A 19,806-nucleotide genomic window follows, 5' to 3' on the forward strand; every position below is an offset into this window, starting at 1 on the left:
CTCTGGGATATGTGTTCCATCCCAATGCTTAAATAGTAAGGTCATATTTTGAAGCCAGGTAAAACAGGTATACGCCGTGTCATGGATGCGACCGGCTATTCATTTCAAGGATTGAAAGCCGCATGGACACACGAAGCCGCTTTTAGACAAGAATTGATTCTCGCCTTGGTACTTTCCGTCTGTGCTTTTTTCCTTCCTGTCACCACATACGAAAGAGTGCTGATGATCAGTAGCCTGTTCTTGGTATTGATCGTCGAACTCATTAATTCCGCCGTAGAAGCGGTTGTCGACCGTGTTAGCGATGACTGGCACGAGCTCAGTGGTAGAGCCAAAGATATTGGCTCAGCAGCAGTATTTGTTGCGTTAACTCTTGCCCTTTTTATTTGGGCTTCGTTCTTGCTCTAATTTTTATTCAAGACACTCATTATGAAGACACATGATTTACAACAGAGAGGTATCTCTTACGTTACCTTTACTTTCCTGTTGGCGCTGTATTTCGCTCTCGTCGTAAATATCCCTATTTATAAAGAACTGATCGGCATCTTTACACACTTAGATAATGTCAAGATTGGATTTATTATCACAATACCAATTTTCTTTCTTGCCGCGCTCAATTTCCTTTTTAATTTATTTAGTTGGCCTTGGATCGGCAAGCCGTTCTTTATAATTTTAATCATTGTTTCAAGTATGGTGAGCTACGCAAGCTATAACTATGGCACACTTTTCGATTCTGGAATGATTGCCAATATTGTTGAAACCGATTCGAGCGAGGCGAGTTCTTACCTGAGTGCTCACTCTGTAATTTGGACGCTGATTATGGGAGTTATCCCAGCGATCATTGTCTTTAAGGTCAAGCTGCAATCTCAACGTCACCAATTACTGTACTTCTCTGTTACCAAATTAGTATCGATGCTGTCGTCGCTAGCTGTCATCGCCGTCATTGCCAGCGTGTACTATCAAGACTACGCATCTGTAGGGCGCAACAATAGCCACCTAAAAAAAATCATCATACCCACCCAGTTCGTTTACAGCGCGACCGGGTATGTGAAGGAGAAATATTTCACCACGCCAGAGCCATATCGAGAAATCGGCACAGATGCAAAGCAGTCAGATAGCGCCGTACAGCAAGCACAGCGCAAACCTACACTACTGGTTTTTGTCGTAGGAGAAACCGCTCGAACGCAGAACTACCAACTCAATGGCTATACACGAGAGACAAATCCTTATACTAGTAAATTGGATGTTATCTCATTTCAAGACGTCGCATCTTGTGGCACCGCGACTGCTGTATCTGTGCCTTGTATGTTTTCACAGCTCACGCGAAACGAGTTTGAACGCACCAAAGCGGATAACCAGGACAATGCTCTCGATATAATGCTGCGCGCTGGGGTTGACCTCATTTGGAAAGAAAATGACGGTGGGGATAAAGAAGTAGCCCACAAGATCAAGAAAATTGAAGTGGATCGAAAGCAAGTAAGCCCTATGTGTAATGGCCAAACTTGTTACGACATGGCGCTATTAGATCATTTTGATCAGGAAGTCGCGGATATGCACGGTAACCGAGTGGTCGCCATGCACCTTATAGGAAGCCACGGTCCGACCTATTTTCAGCGTTACCCAAGAGACAACGCCTTCTTTAAACCAGACTGTCCACGTGCAGATATCGAAAACTGTAGCATCGAGCAAATAGTGAACACATATGACAATACAATACGCTACACCGATCTTGTATTGGCAGAAACCATCAAAAAACTTAAAGCGTTAGAGTCTGAGTATAATACCGCGCTAATTTACATATCGGATCACGGTGAGTCACTAGGCGAAAACGGATTGTTCTTACATGGTATGCCTTATGGCCTTGCACCAGATTTCCAAAAACGCGTTCCTTTGATTATGTGGCTGTCTTCGGGCTTTAAACAAGCGAAGCAGATCAATACCGACTGTTTGTATAAACAAGCACAGAATGCAGGCCAATACTCACATGATAACGTGTTCCACTCTTTATTGGCATTATGGATGTACAAACTCAAGCCTACGATAGCAAGTTAGATATATTCAAAGCCTGCCGAGCCGTTTCCTAAATCATTCAATAAAGCCTGGCTCAAAGTGTGAATCAGGCTTTTTCTAACAAGGTATTTAAACTAATCGCCGCGCCAAGCGTTATACTGACAGTCCGCGATCCATACATCGAGATAAGGACTAGGATGAAAATTGGTATTATTGGTCTAGGGGATATCGCTCAGAAAGCATACCTTCCTGTTATCACTCAGCTTCCAAATATCGAACTTGTATTTTGTACCCGCAACCCAAACACACTTGAGAGCCTGGCTAAGCAGTATCGAATCTCAGAGATCTGCCAAGACTACCAGCAACTTCTGCACTTTGGCATCGATGCCGTCATGATTCATGCGGCAACAAGCGTACACCCTCAAATAGCGGCATTTTTTCTGCAGCATGGAATTCCAACCTTTGTCGACAAACCATTAGCGAATAGTGCTGATGACGTGGAAAAGCTGTACGACATTGCCGAAAAAGAGAGACAGCCACTCTATGTGGGCTTTAACCGTCGTCACATTCCACTTTACAACCAACATATGCCACAAGTGCAGCAAGGCAACATATCTGACTTAAAGTCGTTACGCTGGGAAAAGAACCGTCACCAACTACCGGGGGATGTTCGTACCTTTATATTTGATGATTTTATTCACCCATTAGACAGCGTTAACGTCACAGCCAAAGCCGATCTAAAAGATGCTTATGTAACTCATCAACTTGAAGGTGGTCAGTTGGCGCGTTTAGATATTCAGTGGCAACATGGAGATACTTTGCTCCACGCCTCGATGAATCGCCACTTCGGTATCACTACAGAGCGCGTTCAAGCTTGTTATGCAAACAAAGCAGTGGAGTTCGACTCCTTCGTTGAAGGCAAACTATGGCAATCTAACCAAGAGCAAAAAATCAATTTGAAAGACTGGACGCCAATGCTGACGAGTAAAGGTTTCCATTCGATGTTGCTCGATTGGTTTGGCGTCGTTGAGTCTGGAAATATTGCTGATGAAGTAGTAACACGCAACATTGCCAGCCATCGATTGGCAGAGCAAATTTGTCAATATCTCGAGAAAGTTGTCTCTAGATAATGCGATTCTTGGCTATATGCTTGATTGAGTATTACGCTCTATACTAAAAAGACTTGCCTTAGGGAAGGCATTCATTCTCTGTTAAGACTACGGCGATTATTCTATCAATCAGGTGAATGAGGGCACGGAAGCACACATCGACAAAACAGACGGTTTAGATTTGTTTTACACTGCTCTCAGGTATCTGAATCATCACATTCAAGAATAAAGGAAATAGAATGAGAACACTTGGTAACATCATTTGGTTTGTATTTGGTGGCGTATTTATGGGGTTGCTATGGTGGTTTTTTGGTATTTTGGCCTTTATTAGCATCATCGGAATACCTTGGGGGCGTGCGTGTATCGTTATGGGTAATTTTTCCTTTTTCCCATTCGGTAAAGAGGCCATCTCACGCGATGAATTGACCAATGAAATGGACATTGGCACGAGTCCGCTCGGCGTTATTGGTAACGTCCTTTGGTTTGTATTTGCAGGCCTTTGGTTAGCTATCGGTCACGTACTTTCTGCCGCAGCATGCTTTGTCACCATAATCGGCATTCCGTTTGCGCTCCAACACCTCAAGCTAGCGGTTATTTCACTCGCACCAATTGGTAAAACGGTTGTATCGTCAGAAGAGGCTGCAATGGCTCGATACAACATCAATCGTTAGCAAAAAGCTAATGCGCTTTCTATCCTCTGGGCAGTCATGCTCAGAGGGTAACGCCCGTCAAAAGTAAGCCTATAATCGCTATCGCATATTCAATAATGGCTGATTGTATATTCATACCGTCACCTTTACGTTGAAGTTTATCCTAGCTCAGCACTGCTTTACTTTTATAATTAATCAATACACCCAAGTGAGTTCAAGATGCTAGACTCATAGCGTCGTCACTGATTCAAACTCCAAGAACGACGTAACGAAAAAGCGAGCTATCCTATGCTCGAAATATGGGTTCTTTCCCCCTCGAAGTAGAGTTCAACAACAAAAAAGACGAACTATAAGCATAGCCAAAATTAATGCTTTTCGACCTAAAATATCTCACATCAATCAAAGAAAGCTTCTAAGATTTTCTCTTTTTGAGTAAATATAGACAGTTACAGTAGCGAAATTCTTCTCGGTAAAACTCCCCACTCAATCTCATGATCAGTTTTTTTAAAAAACAACAAAAATTCGTTGTTATCTAGAGTAATTATTTTATTTGTCGCAGAGCAATTCCATCAATATCATTTGCGACATCGGAGTGCTAGAGCATTGAACTTTTTAGCATTTATCACAGGTATAGAACGTAAAAAACCTTTTATTACTTATTTTTCTTTTTACATATGTTCTAACTCAACGTCTATTCAGACAGGAATATACCGTGGATAAATATCAAGCAGCTTATGCTAAGCGTCTAGAGAAACTAAATGGGGATCCATCTCCTAAAACGATAGCCCGCCTTTCGGCTTGGGATGCGTTTTTTAACAAGGAGTACGAGCTCCAAGACTTGGAATACCAACTATCGGACGCAGCGCACCAGCACTATGAACAGTCGCATGCGAAGAGCGACATTAGCTTCAAAGAATTCAAACGAGCGTTTTATAATGAATCCATCAAAATTTACAATTTAACGGATGGCGCTTCTATCCAGAAAGTATTCACCCCATTACTTTTGCTTACAACGCTCTGGATAGTGTTTGTATGCCTATTTAACAAGTGATCATCAAACTATTCCAACAACGATCAGTATGGGACTACAGGTATGGCTCTATGTAAGGGGGCTAGTCGGCTCTCCTTCACTAAATTAGCGACTCAATTACCCGCAATTCCATAGGCTAAAAGTGACAAGGGCATCCATCGATGCCCTTTTTATTCAAAGGAACGCAACCTAGACCTTTGGCCCACTTGGGTATAAAACCATTATGCGTTAAGCTGCACGCTATTATCCGATTGATAAAGAGTGGAGCGAAGTGATGGAAAAAGTAGGCTCTCGAGCATTGATTGTCGAAGGTGGAGCCATGCGAGGCGTATTTTCATGCGGCATACTCGATCATTTTCTTGCTAGCGAGTTCTCTCCATTTGATAGCTTTTGGGGAGTGTCTGCGGGTGCTAGCAACTTGGCTGCCTACTTAGCTAAAATGCCCGGACGTAACTTAAAAATCTACCTCGATTACAGCTTAAGAAAAGAATTTATCTCTCCATCTCAACTTCTACGTGGTGGTGATATGATGAACTTAGACTGGATGTGGAATGTCACCCTCGAAGAACTTGGCATCGATAAATCTGCGCTCAAAGCTGATTCACGACCTTTCTTTTTAGGCGTGACGCGTCAAGACAATGGGCAAGCGGAGTACCACCTTCCTGATATCGACGACTTGGCAGAAACAATGAAAGCCAGCAGCGCACTGCCTGTACTTTACCGAAATGGCGTATCACTGAACGGAATTCAATACGTTGATGGTGGCGTCTCAGACGCACTTCCTGTTGCAGAAGCAATAAAGCGAGGAGCCAAAAAGATTATGGTTTTACGCAGTCAGCCCGCAAGCTATCAAAAGCCAAGAGGAAAATTCAGCGCCCTAACTAGGAGGATGTTGAAAGAAACGCCCGGATTAATTGAACCTATGTTGACACGTGAAGTTCGCTACAATCAGACCTTAGCGCTGATCAACAACCCACCACCTGGTATCGAAATCATTCAAGTGTGTCCTCCTGAAACATTCAAGTTGAAACGGCTGAGTCGATCGCCAGCACCACTGCGTCATGCTTATGAGTTAGGAATTGAAGCAGGAAAGGAAGCCATCATACGATGGAGTCAGAAGTAGAAAAAAGCCACGTGGATTAAACGTGGCTAACGCAAATTCGATGGCAGTGGATTATCGTATTTGCTTCTGGTCGAGCCCAATATTCAGGCTCAAAACTGTTTTAATTTGCTCGCTAACTGAAAAAGCGAGTAGGCAGTCCAAACTAGTAAGTTTCAAACAACCCAGAGTTGTAATCTTGGATGGCTTGTTCTATCTCTTCCATGCTATTCATGACAAAAGGGCCATAATGCACCACGGGTTCATTAATTGGCTCACCAATAAAGATCAGTGCACCACTCTCTTTTTCGGCCTGCAATTCAACCCATTCACCTTTCGATAAAATGGCCATTTCGCCTTGATTGATCTCACGACCTTTTAATTGAATACGACCTTTATAGACATAGAGCATCATGTTGTTGTCTTGCTCCGTGTCCAAATTCAAAGCTTGACCACCCATCGCTCTCCAATCGGCTACCGTGGCAGCAACACCTGTCTCTGTTAGCGGCCCCTGAATTCGTTCGTTGTTTATAGTCATATGACCCGCAATCAAACGTACAACCCCCGTATTCGGAGTATCAAACTCAGTGATCGTTTCAGGTTGAAAGTCATGATATTGAGCTGGCTGCATCTTATTTTTCGCAGGCTGGTTAATCCAAATTTGGAAACCATGCAGTTCGCCTTCCTTCATAATAGGCATTTCGCTATGGATGACGCCTCTTCCTGCCGCCATCCACTGTGCACCACCGGAACGAAGCTCGCCAACATTATCCATATGATCACGATGCTGGAAATGACCTTTCAACATATAAGTAAGCGTCTCGATACCGCGGTGCGGATGCGGAGGGAAACCGCCGATATAGTCAGCGCGGTCTTCTGATTTGAGTTCATCCATCATCAAAAATGGAGAAAAGCTAGCATGATTGAAACCCGCTACACGGCGAATTTTCACTCCATCACCATCAGCAGTAGGTTGCGCAGGAATAAGCTGACGAATTTCTCTGAATGTACTCATACTAGTTCTCCTAGTTTATCTTTGTGACCGCTTGCAAATCGCATGTTCAATCTATGGCTATCGATAAGGTTCTATTTTAGGTTGATGAGCTAAAATTATGAGCCATACTATTCGTTCTACTTATTCAACTTTTTCGAACAATACAATTTATCGAGTTAATAATGAGCACATTTAATTTATCTAAAATAAATGTAGCTATTTTCTAAACAAGGTGTATAGTGTGCCTTGGCTCTTAGAAGAGAGCTGTTAATGCAACATTTAGTTTAAGTTTCCTCTCAGTAAAATCTTGAATCCCCAATTCAGACACCTGCGTACAACTTCCTCTTGATTGAACATTCAATAGCTTAGAAAAGATCCACAAAACAAATCATAATTTTAATGTTTAATTCAAAGGTATTTTTATGTCTAAAGTAACTGGTTCAGTAAAATGGTTTAACGAAACTAAAGGCTTCGGTTTTCTATCTCAAGACAACGGCGGCCAAGATGTATTCGTACACTTTAACGCTATCGTTTCTGACGGTTTCAAAACACTGACTGAAGGTCAGAAAGTAAGCTTCAATGTAGAGCAAGGTAAAAAAGGTCCTCAAGCGACTGAAGTAACTCCTCTATAAGACTGCTTTTCTTGGTGTAGCATGCCCATGCTGCACCAAACCTCTCTCCTTCAAAAATATTCTTTCATCAATCACTCAGCCTAATTTTAGGCATTGCTTTGTGCTATCTAAAATAAACTGAATAGTACTGCTTAATTTATTATTTATAGGAAAAATCATGTCCTCAAAAAGAACTGGCCGTCAAAGGCATTGGTATCAATTACTTAACAATGAGAAAATCACTAAAAAACAGGAGAATAAATGTTAGAAATTGAATTTAATTTAGAACAACCTCAAACCTCTTGGAACGCTAAAATACATCAATTAAATGGTGATATTTTACGAAGGCACGTATTACCGAAACTTCTTTCTCATAGCTTCATGATCGATTTTGAATATTGTGAGAAAACGCAATCTGGAACTATTCTCTGTGATTCAGGTTCAAAGTTAGGAAGTTTTACTGTTAACTGATTCAGTTTTCATGCATTAATGGATAATGCAACTAATTTGGAAGGTATCCAATGGCTAGAAAAAGTAAGAAGCAGTCAGAAAAAGACAAAAAAGAGTCTGAACAAAACGCGGCGGCGGTAAAGCAGAAAACTCGACGCCGCATAGAAGACATCATGGAACAAAGAGAATTTGATAAGTTATTCGATCTATAAATGCTCTCTAGTGCTTTCTCTGCCTTTATCGTTGTGCAAGGTACCGCCACCTACCTTTGCTCAAACGAATCTCCACTCTTTTAGACGACTCTTCTAATTACACGTGCCTCTCACACACGCAAAAACAACTGGCTCCTCTATACTCAAGTGGACTTGCAAATAGTCGTTTCGCTCACAGGAAAACCCGTGACTAATGACAGTTAGGTTATTTGCGTATAGCCAAAGCGATATTTTTGCGTATAATCCCTCTCGTTTGCTTCGTATAACCCCAATGATATGGTTTGGGGGTCTCTACCAGTTCCCGCAAAGTGCTGATTACGAAGAGTTGAGATCATCGTGGGTCTTACTCTTTGTGATAGCGTTCGATTTATTTCTATCTATACCTATTCTTAGAGTAACTGCATCCACAATACACATAAGGTGGAATATGAACGCATTTATTCAAGGTCTTCCAAAAGTAGAGCTGCACTTACATATCGAAGGTTCACTTGAGCCGGAACTCTTATTCAAATTAGCAAAACGAAACGGCATCGAGATCCCTTACTCTTCTCCGAGTGAACTACGCAGCGCATATCAGTTCACAGACTTACAATCATTTCTCGACCTCTATTACCAGGGAGCGGGAGTTCTGCGTACGGAGCAAGATTTTTACGATCTCACTTGGGAATACTTACTGCACTGTAAAGAAGACAACGTTATTCATACCGAAATCTTTTTTGACCCTCAAACACACACAGAACGCGGCATAGACTTTGACACTGTTATCAATGGAATCGCTCGTGCGCTAAAAGATGGTCACGAAAAACTTGGCATTACTTCGCAAATTATTGCGTGTTTTCTCCGTCACCTTTCAGAAGAGAGCGCCATAGAGACCCTGCAGGCTATTCTGAAACACCGTGATAAGATCATTGGTGTTGGGCTAGATTCTTCAGAACAAGGTCATCCGCCAGCTAAATTCAAGCGCGTATTTAAACAAGCAGTAGAAGAAGGCTTACTTACCGTTGCTCACGCAGGTGAAGAAGGCCCCGCACAAAATATTAGCGATGCAATTGAAATGCTTTACGTGAGCCGCGTGGATCACGGTGTTCGCTGTGTTGATGATGAAGCATTAGTTGAATCCTTAATCGAAAGCCAAATGCCACTGACAGTGTGTCCGTTATCGAATCTTAAGCTATGTGTATTCGACGATATGAAAGATCACAATATTGTGGATTTGCTACGAAAAGGTGTCGCCGTAACGATTAACTCAGACGATCCTGTGTACTTTGGTGGCTACATGACGGATAACTTTCTGGCCGTCAACAACGCACATCCAATGAGTAAGAGTGAACTTGCCCAATTTACAATGAACGCGATTGATGCCAGCTTTATCGATAACGAGTTAAAGGCGAAATATCGTCACCTTGTTAGCCAATACGTAAACCAGCACGAAGCGTTGCAATAAAGGCATCAGTACCACGCCTTAGGTCAAACGCGTAGGTATTAAAACCCTACAAAGACTCTGTGGTTAACCGCATTTATAAACGCTAGACTGAGAAAACTAAACTAGCACACAAAAAGGAATAGAATCATGATTCAACAAGGCCAAGCTCTACCAGTTGCAACTCTAAGTGAGTTGACGGCCGATGGTATGGTTAACCACGACGTTACAGAACTGTTTGCGAACAAGAAAGTCGTACTCTTTGCTGTACCTGGCGCATTCACCCCTACCTGTTCAGAAGCTCATCTACCAGGCTATGTAGTATTAGCTGATGAGCTAAAGGCAAAAGGTGTTGATTTAATTGCGTGCGTTTCTGTAAACGATGCATTTGTGATGCAAGCGTGGGGCGAAGCTCAAAACGCTTCTGAGATTCTGATGTTGGGTGATGGCGACGCTAGCTTTACTAAAGCATTGGGTCTTGAAATGGATACAGGCGGCTTTGGTGGTATTCGCTCACAACGTTACGCGATGATCATTGAAAACGGCACAGTGACTAAGCTTAACGTTGAAGAGCCAAAAGAGTTTGAAGCAAGCAAAGCAGAAACGATTTTAGCGGCGCTTTAAGCTTACTCCTAAATACAAAAACGGAAGCCATCGCTTCCGTTTTTTTTGGCTAACGCATTCTCACAACACTCGTTTGTTGCTTACGCTGCATTTCCGCAAAAGTCAGCACAAACGGGGATGACTGCTTTACACGGCTTGGTAATGAAGAAAGCGCATTGTAGGCATCCTGTTTCGTTTTAAAATCACCAACAGTTACCGTATACCAACGCGTGCCTCGGCTGTTTTTCCAGTTAACCCAAACCGGATGCTTAGGATCGATATAGCGAATATAATCTTTCACATCTTTTTCTTGCTTTAGCGCGAGTACCTGCATCGTGTAATGGTTTGGGTTTAAATAACCATATGCATCCTGAGAGGTCATGACTCCAACACATTGGCCGCTATCGACCTCCTGCTGGTAAGGCATAGCGCAGCCCATGAGCGATAAAATCAATGTCAAAGATAAAATCTTGTGCACGTGTCACTCCATTCTTGTTCTAGTTTCTTTTCTCTCGCACCCAAAAACACAAAACGCTCTTGGTCAGGTAAAACACACCCTTACAAGAAGGCCTGCGTTTTAACGCAACGAGTATTCCAAAAACGTAAGGCGACCACGTTGGCCGCCTTAGTAAATTGATTTAATAGAACATTAACAAGATAGAGTGATATAGACAGAAGTTCGCTACTGTTTAGAACCAGCTAGCGACCAATTGCTTAAACCAGTCTAAAATTCGCTTGAATAAACTGCCTTCCTCCACTGACTCCAATGCAACTAGCTCGGCTTCATTTACGACCTTACCTTCGACTTTGTAAAGCACTTTACCAACCACTTGTTGCTCAGAAATTGGCGCAACTAAATCGCCGTTGTATTCAACTTCCGCTTGCAGATTTTTTACATCTCCTTTTGGCAAAGTGAGATAAACATCGTTAGCTACGCCGACAGTAAGCTCGTCTTTTTCGCCCATCCAAACTCGAGCTTTCGCAAGTTCCGCACCCGCCTCAGTCGGCATTACCGTATCGTAAAAGCGGAAGCCATAACTCAACAGCTGCTTGCTTTCTGATTCACGAACATTCTCGCTCTTCGCTCCCATCACTACGGCAATCAAACGCATATCACCTTGTGTTGCAGAAGTCGCTAGACTATAACCCGCACCGCTTGTATAACCAGTTTTCATGCCATCGACATTCATACTACGATCACGAAGCAAGCCATTACGGTTGTATTGAGTGATGCCATTGTAAGTAAACGAGGTTTCGCTATACAGCGGATAGATATCAGGTAAGTCACGAATAATCGCTTGGCCCAACTTGGCAATATCATAAGGTGTCGAATATAAACCGTCACTGTCTAGGCCGTGAGGGTTGGTGAATGCCGTGTTAGACAATTCAAGCTTGGCGGCCCAACTATTCATCAAACTCACAAACCCTGATTCACTTCCCGCAACATGCTCAGCAATAGCAACACTGGCATCGTTACCAGATTGAACAATCAGACCACGGTATAAGTCAGACAAAGAAACGGAAGTATTGACTTCAATAAACATTTTTGAAGAATCTGGGAAGTTTTTTGCCCAAGCATTTCGGCTGATGACAACCTCATCATTCAACGTAATATTGCCTGTATTAATTTCTTGACCAGCTACATAAGCAGTCATCAACTTCGTTAAACTCGCGGGGTTTAAACGTTTGTGGGCATCACGTTCAACCAGTACTTTCCCCGTATGGAAGTCCATCAAAACATAACCACGAGAACTGAGTTCCGGCGCATTTGGCACAACTGAAGGCGCAGCATAAGCCAACGAGGATACAGCAGCGAACCCTGTAATTAACACTGTGTGTAATATAGTACTTTTTCTCATCATGACATCTTATCTTAGTCGCATTTAAGGCTTACAAACGGTACCCGAATGAATTCAAAGCGCGGGATTACCTAGTTAAAAAACGAGTATATTGAAACGGCGCTCAGTTACAGCCACCTTGTTACGATTGGTTACTTTTACTCAATGTTTGTCGAAAATAATGAGAGGTAGGTAGAGCTTTCGTCTTGAAGAATGAAACAGGAGCGAAAATAATTCCGTAACGCTATGTTTTTTGAGAGGAGAGAAAAAGCGCGCAAGTCAATTCAGGGAGTAAGTTGGTATAGGAAAAGTAGTTGAGCTTTTATCCATATCTAAATAGGAAACAACAAAAACAATCAACAATAAGCCCAGCTAATTACTTACCAAGAAAACATATTAAAAACGCATCATAAAATCGCAATTAATTATCGATAAATTTAAAAACCTCAGATTATAATTTATGTAAATTTCATTTATTATTAAATCGGAGAAAAGTACAGCTTTCCTTTCTTAAAACTAAGAGACGATTTTCTCGATGTTTTTAGGTTTATCTCATCAGAGAACTTGGTATAACAGTGAGGGATAAGGCATCCGGACTTAGCGCGAAAGGATAACCCACTGTTATTTAAGTTCACACGCTGCTTTTTAATGACTAGAGACTTTAAACTGCGGCTACCTTCGGTTTGTGTGGCTATTCTTTGACGTATCCCAACCCAGTACGACTCAAACGACGACATCATACATATCCTCTTTCATGATATAAGTATTAATAATTAAGCATCGCTAAAAGCTAAGCTTGTCATAAATAAAAGTATTAGAAATTAATTTTATTTCATCAAAACAAATCAACCCGCATATTCCACACAAATTTAGTGGTTATGTCAAATATTAGTTATCATTAATTTTATTTATAATGAATATAAAATCAGTTTATAAATTTCTAATAATTTAATTATTAGAAATCAAAATAACCAGCCCATATTTAATATGAAGGTGTGAGTCTTGTTTCGCATCATAATATATAAATATATTAAAGATTCATCTACAAACTAAATGCTCTTCAATAGGTGATATAAATTAGAATTTCGAGACTAAATGAGAATAAAAATAGCGCACCGTATATGGTGCGCTATAGATTTGATTAAGGTCACTGTATAAGCATAGATAAAACTAAACTCATTTGACGTAGCTAGGCCAAGATTGCTTATGGTTTAAGTTTCAATACTTTATCAATATCTTCTGCGCTGTGGCGCTCAGGTAACTGCTCCCATTCTTCACCCCATGAACGGTTCACAATTCGACCACGTTTTACCGCTTCACGCTCATCAATTACTTTTGCCCAACGCACAACGTTTTTGTAGCTTTCTACGTCTAAGAATTCAGCCGCATCGTAAGCACGACCCAACACAAGGTTGCCGTACCATGGCCATGTTGCGATATCAGCGATGCTGTACTCATCGCCACCTAGGAATTCATTGTTCGCAAGACGCTTGTCTAATACATCTAACTGACGTTTTGCTTCCATTGTAAAGCGGTTGATTGGGTACTCGAACTTCTCTGGTGCGTACGCATAGAAGTGACCAAAACCACCGCCTAGATATGGCGCAGAACCTTGCAGCCAGAATAACCAGTTCATTACCTCAGCACGCTTAGCGCCTTCTTTTGGTAAGAAATGATCAAACTTCTCTGCTAGATAAAACAAGATGTTGCCAGATTCAAACACGTTCACTGGCTCAGAACCCGAACGGTCAACCAATGCCGGAATTTTTGAGTTTGGGTTAACAGCCACAAAGCCAGAGCCAAACTGGTCGCCATCGCCAATCTTAATCAGGTATGCATCGTATTCTGCTGCCGTTACGCCAGCCGCCAAAAGCTCTTCAAACATGATCGTCACTTTCTGACCATTTGGGGTACCCATTGAGTAAAGTTGGAATGGGTGCTCACCAACTGGAAGCTCTTGCTCATGACGTGCGCCAGAATCCGGACGGTTGATGCTCGCCCACTGACCGCCGTTTTCATTATCGTTTGTCCAAACTTTTGGTGGAATGTATTCGTTAGCCATTGTTTTCCCTTATTGTGTTTGAATGCATCTTCAAACTGACGGGTCTTACGCGCCAGCAAGCATTATTAACATCACCTCTTCGCCAACTGCGATTAGGCATACTCAAGATATTAGGTCGAATTCGCTAAATAAAAGTCCTGCAATCTCTTTTAGTTAGAACCTTTGGTTATGGGATTTTCTTTCACGCTATAAGTAAAAACGTCGCGATAATGTGAACTAGGTTCGAGATGCCAACGATGAGTAAGCTACACTCGGCGGCGCACCTCTATTTGGGGATTTAGAACAACCGCTAAACTTCAAAGTCACCAAGAGTGAAGTTGTTTTGGATACTTTAGTTCAAACGACCTACGTGCGTGATAGGCAGTTAAGTTAGATAGTTAGAAAGAAAAACGCCCTTCACTAAATCAATGAAGGGCGTTTTAATGTATTCGAAACCGTTACTTAGCTGATTCAAACAAACCAGAAATACCTTTCAAAGGGAAAAGCCTTGCTTGCTCCAACCCTCTCAACGTTACCGTATTCAGGTCATCAATAAAGAAACGACTGGTCATCGTGTGTTTGCCACCATTAATGAAAATCTCGATGACAGAATTGTCGATATATATATCAATCGTCTGCTTAGCGTCCAATCTTGGTGCTTTTCGAATGCTACCAAATTCTTCTGCGTACAAATGAGACATGTGACGACGGTCCAGCATAAACTCGTGCTTTGTCGCACTAAAGACGATGTTGTCACCTTTGAGGTTACTCAGCTCAAGTTCAAAGCCATCGCCCTCAAGGTCTAATTGGATCAAACAACTTGTGCTTTCCAGTGTATGGGACTGTGCAAAGACTACCTCTTCTTTTCTTAAACTCTCCAATTCAGGGAGTGGAGTTTGAACAAGAAAACCATCTTTCAACGTTAGTTCTCTAGGAAGAGACAACATTCCTGCCCACTGGTGTGTGACCGATGGCGTGTCGATTTCTGGCAACCCTATCCATGCAATAAGAATGCGACGCCCGTTCTCATCTAAATAGGTTTGTGGGGCGTAGAAATCAAACCCATAATCTGGCTGTAAAATATCTTGGTGGTTTTCTAAAGTCATCGACTCTAGGTTCAACTGATCACCCACGATATACGCGACAGAATAGATGTTTTTGAAATCATAAGGATTACTACTGCTCACGCCCTGTGGAGAAAACAGCATCACCGATTGACCATTAATCTCAAATAAATCAGGACACTCCCACATGTACCCAAGGTCAGAGAACTTGGTCTTGATAGGACCTTTATGCTGCCACGTTTTCAAATCTTTGCTTTGATAGAGCGCCATAGAACCATGCTCGGTTTTGGTTTGAGCACCCACCACCATCAAATAGTCGTCGCCTTTCTTCCAAACTTTTGGATCACGAAAGTGCTCCGTGTAATGTTCGTTCTCAATGACCACACCATGCTTTTCAATGTTGCCGTTTGAATCCATGGTGGCAAAACACTGTGTTGGGATTCGATTCCAGTTTTGGTCACGCTTGTTGCCAGTAAAAAACAGCAAAGCCTTGTTGTTTTCCACCAAAGCACCACCAGAATAAACACCATGTGAATCGTAGTCTTGGTCGGGATGAAGACCCACGCCATGATCAGTAAAATGGATGAAGTCTTTAGTAGAAAGGTGGTACCAATACTTCATTCCATGGACTGGCCCCACAGGAGTCCACTGGTAAAAGATGTGGTGCTCACCATTGAAATAGCACAACCCATTTGGGTCATTTAACAGCCCAAATCTAGGGGCGATATGAAAACTAGGAAAGCCTTTATCTTGCTGACGTGAAAGTGTCATTTCTTCGATATCACACTGAGGGATTTGCTCAAGTCGGCGATATCTTTGCTCTACAGTCCAACGGTTGTTTAAGCTCATAATTTTTCTCAACTGAAATTGGATCTGGAGATCATTGCCCAATAAATTGCAGCAATTCTGTCTGGGTCGGAAGTGCGGTCATTGCGCCTTTTTGCGTCGTCGCTAATGCACCACAGCCATTTGCCCATTGAATCGCAGAGCTAACAACAGGATGATTTTTCCAATCGTCATACCGAGACAGGCATGCCAGTAGCCCTCCGACAAAAGCATCACCCGCACCTGTGGTATCAATCGGACTAACGACTTGACCTGTGATCAGTTCACTCTGACTTTCAAAGACGCGCCAAACACCTTTCGCACCTTGTGTCACCAAGACCAAAGCAATATTCAAAGAGGCTATTTGTTTTAAACCTTGCGCCATCGATGTTGAGTCAGTTAAGAACAAAAGCTCTTCTTCAGAGAACTTAACCACATCGGCCATCGCTACAGCCTTCATCACGACAGCTTGGATTTCTGACTGGTCTTGCCACACTTCATCACGCAAGTTAGGGTCAAAGCTAATGAAACCACCAGCGGCTTTTGCTCTTTTGATCGCCTCAAATGTGCTGCTTCGACTTGGCTCATTTGCCAGTGAAATCGAGCAGACATGCAGCCAATCACCTTGCTTAAAGTTAGGGATGTCTTCAACAGACATAAACTGATCAGCGCTCGGTTTTACCATAAACGTAAAGCTGCGTTCACCTTGATCATCTAAATCCACCACCACTGTTGATGTTCTTTGCTCTGGGTCTTTAACGAGAAACTCCGTGCTCACGCCCTCTTGATCGAGCGTTGATTGCATGAAGCGACCAAATGGGTCATCACCCACACGTCCAAAAAACGCACTCTTACCAGATAGACGAGCAATAGCTACGGCGACATTCGCTGGTGCACCACCGGGACATTTGAGTAAAGAAGTCTCAGATTCCGGTATTAGATCGACAACAGCATCACCAGTTACCCACACTTGATTCATCTTGCTTACCTTGAAATTAAAGCCCTGATAGTCCAACGTGTTGAACACCTTCACTACCAAGTAAAAATTGAAAAAGGCTAGCCAAGCCATTAGTGCTTGGCTAGCACCCCAAACATTTAGGAAAAGAAGTGGATTTTGGGGGACTCCACCCCTAAGGAGTTCAGATTAAGCCGCTGCTTTTCTACCGACTTTAGCGCGGTCACGCATACCAAGAACAATGGTGAGAACAAATGCGGTCAAGAACGCGATCACCATACCCGCGATGTAGTACCCAATCTTCTCTGGCGTAATGGAAATGATGCCTGGAAGACCAGCTGCGCCCAATGCCTGAGCTTTCACATTAAACATTGTGATGAACGCACTTGATAACGCCGCAGCGCAAACTGCCGCAATAAATGGGTAACGTAGTTTTAAGTTAACACCAAACATAGCCGGTTCTGTAATACCTAGCAAACCCGTAACACCAGATGGAATCGCAATACCTTTCATCTTCTTATCTTTGCTCATCACGCCCACCGCCAACGCTGCCGCTCCTTGAGAAACGTTAGACATCGCCGCAATAGGAAAGATAAAGGTGCCGCCCGTCGTCGCAATATCCGCAAGAAGTTGAGTTTCAATCGCAATGAAGCTGTGATGCATACCAGTAATAACAAACGGAGCATAAATAAGACCAAATACCGCACCACCAACAAAGCCAGCAGTGTTGTATAGCCAGTTCAGACCATCACCCAATAGGAAACCAATATCACGCGTGAACGGACCGACGACAGTAAACGTCAGCAAACCCGCTATGAAAATCGCCAGTAATGGCGTTAAAAGGTTGTCTAAAACAGAAGGTATGACTTTACGTAAGCCTAGCTCAACCTTCGCAAGAATGAATGCCGATACCAAAACCGGTAACACCGAACCTTGGTAGCCCACTTTTTGGATTTCAAAGCCAAGAATATTCCAAACCGGAATGTTGCCAGACACAGATGCGCCGCCGAATCCCCAACCATTCAGCAAGTCAGGGTGAACCATCAACATACCTAGCGCCGCCCCTAAATATGGGTTACCGCCAAACTTCTTACTGGCTGAAAATGCCAGCAGAATAGGCAGGTAAACAAACGGCGCGTTCGCAAACGTGTTGATCATGTTCGCCAAGTCTGTCAGTCCTGGGTTGGCATCAATCAAAGATTTGCCATCAATGAACAAGCCTTGAGCAGTCAATAGGTTATAGATACCCATCAACAAACCACCAGCGACGATAGCTGGAATGATTGGAACGAAAATATCAGACAGCCCTTTCACCGCGCGCTGAACAATGTTTTGTTTCTCTGCGCCAGCAGACGCAACGTCGTTGGTGGACATTTCACTCATCCCCGTCAACTTCGCCATTTCTGCATAAACTTGGTTTACGATGCCAGATCCAAAAATGATTTGGTACTGACCCGCAACTTTGAACTGCCCTTTTACTCCTTCAAGGCTATCAATCGCTTGTTCATCTATTTTTTGCTCATCTGCAACGGCAAGGCGTAAGCGTGTCGCACAATGCGCAAGTGCGGTGATGTTGCTTTTACCACCTAATAGAGTCAACAACTCTTTTGCTACTGCCGGATAATTCATTTCATACCCCATTGGATTATTATCTGAGCTTGCGAAATTTTCGGGAACGTTTGCAAAACAGATTTTTGCTCAATAAAACCAAATGATCAAAGATAAAGCAGAGAGAATGTGAGAATGATCGTCAAATTCTCTCCCTAAGAGCAGTATAGGAGGTTAGAATCGCTACTTATCAAAGAGCTTTTCATCTTCTCTTTGCAAACAATCCCAAAAACGAAAAACAGAATGGATAGGAACAATGGCGAGTCTGCATGATGTCGCCCGTCTGGCTGGCGTATCAAAATCAACAGTCTCACGGGTTATAAACGATGAATATGGCGTAAAAGAAGCGACAAAACTGAAGGTCCGCCAAGCAGTAGCGGAGTGTGGCTATGTGCCGAACCAAGTCGCTAAAGATCTAAAATCTCAAAAGACCAATCTGGTTGGTGTCATTGTTCCTCGGGTTTCCTCTCATGCCACATCCCAAGGTGTCGATGGATTAACCGATGTCCTTGAAAAAGCCGGGAAACATGTCTTACTTGCTAGCACTCACCAAGCCCACGAAAAAGAACTGGAATACATTCAGATCTTTAACCAAAAACGGGTTGAAGGGATCATTCTTTACGCCACCCACCTCGATTCCAAGCTGGTAAAAGCAATTCAAAACTCAGCCGTTCCAGTTGTGCTCGTCGGTCAAGATGGTTCCATGTTTAACATTCCAAGCATCATTCATGATGACGCACGAGTAGGGTTTGAAGCGGGAAATAGACTGGTTGCAAAAGGTTGCCAAACTATGGGTTTTATTGGTGTGCAAGGTGACGATATCGCGGTAGATAAGCAACGCTCTGAAGGATTTGTTCAAGCGCTACAGCATCATGGTTTTGAGCTCGCCTTCCATGCTCGTGGTGACTTTACCATCGATTCTGGCTATTCATTGGCAAAACAACACTTAACAAAGAACCCTAAGCTAGATGGCTTGTTCTGTGCGACAGACCGTATTGCTATCGGTGCGATGAGAGCGATTCAAGAGCTCGGGTTAACACCGGGTAAAGACGTTTTAGTGCTAGGCGTTGGTGATGATGAGCTCGCATCAGTGTGCACCCCAACCTTATCAACATTTAACTATGCATTTGATAAAGCAGGGGGAAATGGTGCGAAACTGTTACTAGATAGAATTGCCAACAGAAGTTTTGAAATGAGTAAGATGGTACTAACCTTCAAAACTATTGAGCGTCAGTCCTGTTAATGAAAAAGCGCCAACTGAAATCAGTTGGCGCTTTTCTTATTACTCTT

General features: G+C 42.8%; 18 protein-coding genes, 2 pseudogenes and 1 riboswitch. Of the genes and pseudogenes, 13 read left to right on the forward strand and 7 right to left on the reverse strand.

Annotated features, from left to right (window positions below):
- The first annotated feature begins 48 nt into the window (after window positions 1–48).
- The 6 genes and pseudogenes from R8N28_RS03160 (at window position 49) to R8N28_RS03185 (ending at window position 5,919) form a co-directional block, all read left to right on the forward strand.
- Entirely contained in the window at window positions 49–405 is a 357-nt protein-coding gene (locus tag R8N28_RS03160) for a diacylglycerol kinase (protein WP_017635149.1), read from the forward strand.
- A 21-nt stretch (window positions 406–426) separates the two neighbouring features.
- Window positions 427–2,081 (forward strand): annotated as a pseudogene (locus tag R8N28_RS03165) (phosphoethanolamine transferase).
- Window positions 2,082–2,204: 123 nt separating this feature from the next.
- Complete coding sequence (locus R8N28_RS03170) at window positions 2,205–3,137, forward strand: Gfo/Idh/MocA family protein (RefSeq protein ID WP_065275171.1); 933 nt, start codon at window positions 2,205–2,207, stop codon at window positions 3,135–3,137.
- Window positions 3,138–3,355: 218 nt separating this feature from the next.
- The gene (locus tag R8N28_RS03175; RefSeq protein WP_005373685.1) at window positions 3,356–3,787 is read left to right on the forward strand and encodes a YccF domain-containing protein; all 432 of its coding nucleotides are present in this window, start codon (window positions 3,356–3,358) and stop codon (window positions 3,785–3,787) included.
- A 691-nt stretch (window positions 3,788–4,478) separates the two neighbouring features.
- Window positions 4,479–4,817 carry a hypothetical protein gene (locus R8N28_RS03180; protein ID WP_017635147.1) on the forward strand — a complete coding sequence of 113 codons (339 nt, stop codon included), beginning with the start codon at window positions 4,479–4,481 and terminating at the stop codon, window positions 4,815–4,817.
- Between the two features lie 253 nt (window positions 4,818–5,070).
- Window positions 5,071–5,919 (forward strand): patatin family protein, encoded by an 849-nt coding sequence (locus R8N28_RS03185; protein WP_025767954.1) that lies wholly within the window; start codon window positions 5,071–5,073, stop codon window positions 5,917–5,919.
- 142 nt (window positions 5,920–6,061) lie between these two features.
- On the opposite strand, the gene R8N28_RS03190 is transcribed toward R8N28_RS03185, so the two are convergent.
- The gene (locus R8N28_RS03190; RefSeq protein WP_065275170.1) at window positions 6,062–6,910 is read right to left on the reverse strand and encodes a pirin family protein; all 849 of its coding nucleotides are present in this window, start codon (window positions 6,908–6,910) and stop codon (window positions 6,062–6,064) included.
- Between the two features lie 401 nt (window positions 6,911–7,311).
- Here R8N28_RS03190 and R8N28_RS03195 point away from each other — a divergent pair, with 401 nt between their 5' ends.
- The 5 genes from R8N28_RS03195 (at window position 7,312) to R8N28_RS03215 (ending at window position 10,206) form a co-directional block, all read left to right on the forward strand.
- Entirely contained in the window at window positions 7,312–7,521 is a 210-nt protein-coding gene (locus R8N28_RS03195) for a cold-shock protein (RefSeq protein ID WP_005373691.1), read from the forward strand.
- 240 nt (window positions 7,522–7,761) lie between these two features.
- Window positions 7,762–7,971, forward strand: coding sequence for a hypothetical protein (locus tag R8N28_RS03200; RefSeq protein WP_005373692.1), 210 nt, complete (start codon window positions 7,762–7,764; stop codon window positions 7,969–7,971).
- A 50-nt stretch (window positions 7,972–8,021) separates the two neighbouring features.
- Window positions 8,022–8,162: a PA3496 family putative envelope integrity protein gene (locus R8N28_RS03205; RefSeq protein WP_017633782.1), complete on the forward strand. Its 141-nt coding sequence runs from the start codon at window positions 8,022–8,024 to the stop codon at window positions 8,160–8,162.
- A 238-nt stretch (window positions 8,163–8,400) separates the two neighbouring features.
- Window positions 8,401–8,500, forward strand: a riboswitch (purine riboswitch).
- An 89-nt stretch (window positions 8,501–8,589) separates the two neighbouring features.
- Complete coding sequence (locus R8N28_RS03210; RefSeq protein WP_017819853.1) at window positions 8,590–9,606, forward strand: adenosine deaminase; 1,017 nt, start codon at window positions 8,590–8,592, stop codon at window positions 9,604–9,606.
- Window positions 9,607–9,732: 126 nt separating this feature from the next.
- Window positions 9,733–10,206 (forward strand): peroxiredoxin, encoded by a 474-nt coding sequence (locus R8N28_RS03215; RefSeq protein ID WP_005373699.1) that lies wholly within the window; start codon window positions 9,733–9,735, stop codon window positions 10,204–10,206.
- Between the two features lie 49 nt (window positions 10,207–10,255).
- On the opposite strand, the gene R8N28_RS03220 is transcribed toward R8N28_RS03215, so the two are convergent.
- The 3 genes from R8N28_RS03220 to yghU all read right to left on the reverse strand — a co-directional run bounded on the left by R8N28_RS03220 (window position 10,256) and on the right by yghU (window position 14,085).
- Complete coding sequence (locus R8N28_RS03220; protein WP_005373701.1) at window positions 10,256–10,663, reverse strand: SPOR domain-containing protein; 408 nt, start codon at window positions 10,661–10,663, stop codon at window positions 10,256–10,258.
- 211 nt (window positions 10,664–10,874) lie between these two features.
- Window positions 10,875–12,044, reverse strand: coding sequence for a D-alanyl-D-alanine carboxypeptidase family protein (locus R8N28_RS03225; protein WP_053304564.1), 1,170 nt, complete (start codon window positions 12,042–12,044; stop codon window positions 10,875–10,877).
- A 1,183-nt stretch (window positions 12,045–13,227) separates the two neighbouring features.
- Window positions 13,228–14,085 carry a glutathione-dependent disulfide-bond oxidoreductase gene (yghU, locus tag R8N28_RS03230; protein ID WP_005373705.1) on the reverse strand — a complete coding sequence of 286 codons (858 nt, stop codon included), beginning with the start codon at window positions 14,083–14,085 and terminating at the stop codon, window positions 13,228–13,230.
- A gap of 253 nt (window positions 14,086–14,338) precedes the next feature.
- Here yghU and R8N28_RS03235 point away from each other — a divergent pair.
- A pseudogene (locus R8N28_RS03235) lies at window positions 14,339–14,458 on the forward strand (dihydrofolate reductase); the annotation flags it as partial.
- A gap of 64 nt (window positions 14,459–14,522) precedes the next feature.
- On the opposite strand, the gene R8N28_RS03240 reads toward R8N28_RS03235, so the two are convergent.
- The 3 genes from R8N28_RS03240 to R8N28_RS03250 form a co-directional block, all read right to left on the reverse strand.
- Complete coding sequence (locus R8N28_RS03240; RefSeq protein ID WP_065275169.1) at window positions 14,523–15,977, reverse strand: sucrose-6-phosphate hydrolase; 1,455 nt, start codon at window positions 15,975–15,977, stop codon at window positions 14,523–14,525.
- A 31-nt stretch (window positions 15,978–16,008) separates the two neighbouring features.
- Window positions 16,009–16,932: an aminoimidazole riboside kinase gene (locus R8N28_RS03245; RefSeq protein WP_065275168.1), complete on the reverse strand. Its 924-nt coding sequence runs from the start codon at window positions 16,930–16,932 to the stop codon at window positions 16,009–16,011.
- Between the two features lie 165 nt (window positions 16,933–17,097).
- Entirely contained in the window at window positions 17,098–18,537 is a 1,440-nt protein-coding gene (locus R8N28_RS03250; protein WP_025767958.1) for a sucrose-specific PTS transporter subunit IIBC, read from the reverse strand.
- 235 nt (window positions 18,538–18,772) lie between these two features.
- Between R8N28_RS03250 and R8N28_RS03255 the strand changes: the two genes are divergently transcribed.
- On the forward strand, window positions 18,773–19,759 hold the full coding sequence (locus R8N28_RS03255; RefSeq protein ID WP_065275167.1) for a LacI family DNA-binding transcriptional regulator: 987 nt from the start codon (window positions 18,773–18,775) through the stop codon (window positions 19,757–19,759).
- Window positions 19,760–19,806: the final 47 nt, after the last annotated feature.

The sequence above is a fragment of the Vibrio sp. Vb1554 genome, from assembly GCF_033344235.1.